Origin of the sequence: Marinomonas sp. SBI8L (genome assembly GCF_001624705.1) — a bacterium.
GTDB lineage: Bacteria > Pseudomonadota > Gammaproteobacteria > Pseudomonadales > Marinomonadaceae > Marinomonas.
In genome coordinates, this window is record NZ_JSEO01000035.1 from 1 (window position 1) to 1014 (window position 1014).

Genomic DNA, 1014 nt, shown 5'->3' on the forward strand with positions numbered 1-1014 from the left:
AGCCGTTGAAGACTACGACGTTGATAGGCTGGGTGTGTAAGCGTTGTGAGGCGTTGAGCTAACCAGTACTAATTGCTCGTGAGGCTTGACCATATAACGCCAAAATGGTTTAGCGTTATATTACGATTTAGATGGTAAAACATCACAAGCTGGTTTGAGGCTTGGTTATCGTGCTATTCAAAAAGTTATTGTTAAAGACACCGTATTCGAGTGTGAATGAGCCGTCTAAAGAGACAGTAAGACTCATAAGCCTCAAAACAGTTTTCTTGAAAAGAAAAGAGAGATTGAATCACCTGATTCCATCCCACTTCTCTAAAAAAGAGCCAGAAGTGAAAATTGTCATCGCCGATTACTTTTACTTCATAAAAGAATTCATAGTGTTAGATCATCATCTAATCCTATAAAAAGAATTTCTTGATAATCATAGAGTCATTGAACCACCTGATCCCATCCCGAACTCAGAAGTGAAAAGTGACATCGCCGATGGTAGTGTGGGAGGTCCCATGTGAGAGTAGGTCGTTATCAAGATTGAATTATAAAAAAACCAGCTCAATGAGCTGGTTTTTTTTCGTCTAAAATTTATCGAAAGACACATCATAAGCCGCCTACCTCTCGTTCCCATGATCCTTCATGAGAATGCATACTCGCCAGCTCTGCTGGCGTTAGAGCTAAGGTGCTTAATACTAGAGTAGATCTCGTGGTTAGCGTTTCTTGATAACCACTGGGCTGTTAATGATTGCATCCCGCTTCCTATTCCACCCCAAGAAGTACAAAGTGGACATGGTCCACCTCTCGTTCCCATGATCCTTCGTGGGAATGCATACTCGTCAGCTCTGCTGGCTAGGCATTCAATACTACTCAACATACTTGAGCCGAACTTTAAAGTCGGTACCGTCCCAATAAGTGTGTCTACCTCTCGTTAACTCTTCTGTTTCATCTCATCAATTAAACAAGTTACTTTTAATTAATCGGCTCACCGGATGGCGATAAGTTGAGCTGTTCATATCAATAGCG

At 41.5% G+C, this 1014-nt stretch carries 2 rRNA genes; both read left to right on the forward strand.

What is annotated here, in order from left to right:
• Positions 1 to 93: ribosomal RNA gene (locus OA91_RS23770) — 23S ribosomal RNA — on the forward strand; the annotation flags it as partial.
• A 320-nt stretch (positions 94 to 413) separates the two neighbouring features.
• Positions 414 to 528 (forward strand): 5S ribosomal RNA (rrf, locus tag OA91_RS23775).
• The last annotated feature ends 486 nt before the right edge of the window (positions 529 to 1014 follow it).